The organism is Streptomyces sp. NPDC012935 (genome assembly GCF_042900345.1).
In the GTDB taxonomy this organism is placed as follows: Bacteria; Actinomycetota; Actinomycetes; order Streptomycetales; family Streptomycetaceae; genus Streptomyces.
Genome location: NZ_JBIBBC010000060.1, coordinates 1 through 1,643, shown reverse-complemented (window position 1 = coordinate 1,643; position 1,643 = coordinate 1). Strand labels below are relative to the sequence as shown.

Sequence of the window (1,643 nt, the reverse complement as noted above, 5' to 3'; positions counted from 1 at the left end):
TGTCGGCAGTCCCTAAACTCGGCTTGTTTCAAGGAGGGAGCCTCAATCGTGCGCAAGGTGCTCATCGCCAACCGTGGCGAAATCGCTGTCCGCGTGGCCCGGGCCTGCCGGGACGCCGGGATCGCGAGCGTGGCCGTCTACGCGGATCCGGACCGTGACGCGTTGCATGTCCGCGCCGCGGATGAGGCGTTCGCCCTGGGCGGTGACACCCCGGCCACCAGCTACCTGGACATCGACAAGGTCCTGACCGCCGCCCGTGAGGCGGGGGCGGACGCGGTCCACCCCGGGTACGGGTTCCTGTCGGAGAACGCCGAGTTCGCCCAGGCGGTCCTGGACGCCGGGCTGATCTGGATCGGCCCGCCTCCGCAGGCCATCCGTGACCTCGGTGACAAGGTCGCCGCCCGGCACATCGCCCAGCGGGCCGGCGCGCCCCTGGTCGCGGGCACCCCCGACCCGGTGTCCGGTGCCGAGGAGGTCGTGGCCTTCGCGAAGGAGCACGGCCTGCCCATCGCGATCAAGGCCGCCTTCGGTGGCGGCGGCCGCGGCCTGAAAGTGGCCCGCACCCTCGAAGAGGTCCCCGAGCTGTACGACTCGGCCGTGCGTGAGGCCGTCGCCGCGTTCGGGCGCGGGGAGTGCTTCGTCGAGCGCTACCTCGACAAGCCCCGCCACGTGGAGACCCAGTGCCTGGCCGACACCCACGGCAACGTCGTGGTCGTCTCCACGCGTGACTGCTCGCTGCAGCGCCGCCACCAGAAGCTGGTGGAGGAGGCCCCCGCCCCGTTCCTCTCCGACGCGCAGGTGGAGGAGCTGTACGCGGCGTCGAAGGCCATCCTGAAGGAGGCCGGCTACGTCGGCGCCGGCACGGTGGAGTTCCTCGTCGGTGTGGACGGCACGATCTCCTTCCTGGAGGTCAACACGCGTCTGCAGGTCGAGCACCCGGTCACCGAGGAGGTCGCCGGGATCGACCTGGTCCGGGAGATGTTCCGCATCGCCGACGGTGAGGAACTCGGCTACGGCGACCCGGTGCTGCGCGGGCACTCCTTCGAGTTCCGTATCAACGGCGAGGACCCGGGCCGCGGTTTCCTGCCCGCGCCGGGCACCGTGACCACGTTCGCCCCGCCGTCGGGTCCGGGTGTGCGGCTGGACGCGGGCGTGGAGTCCGGCAGTGTGATCGGCCCGGCGTGGGACTCGCTGCTGGCGAAGCTGATCGTCACCGGTGCCACCCGTGAGCAGGCACTGCAGCGGGCCGCCCGCGCGCTGGAGGAGTTCCAGGTCGAGGGCATGGCCACGGCGATCCCGTTCCACCGGGCCGTCGTGAAGGACCCCGCGTTCGCGCCCGAGCTGACCGGCTCGGCGGACCCGTTCACGGTCCACACCCGGTGGATCGAGACCGAGTTCGTCAACGACATCAAGCCCTTCACCGCCCCCACCGACACCGACACCGACGAGGAGAGCGGCCGCGAGACCGTCGTCGTCGAGGTCGGGGGCAAGCGCCTGGAGGTCTCCCTCCCGGCCTCGCTCGGCATGTCGCTGGCCCGCACCGGCCTCGCCGCCGGCGCCAAGCCGAAGCGCCGCGCGGCCAAGAAGTCCGGCCCCGCCGCCTCCGGCGACACCCTCGCCTCCCCGATGCAGGGCACGATCGT

Annotated in this window: 1 protein-coding gene; it reads left to right on the top strand. The window is 71.9% G+C overall.

Features of this window, described 5'->3' with window-relative positions; translation table 11 throughout:
- Positions 1 to 48: 48 nt before the first annotated feature.
- Positions 49 to 1,643 (top strand): acetyl/propionyl/methylcrotonyl-CoA carboxylase subunit alpha (locus tag ACFY5C_RS41420; protein WP_389455242.1); only part of this gene is annotated, 1,595 nt, incomplete at its 3' end.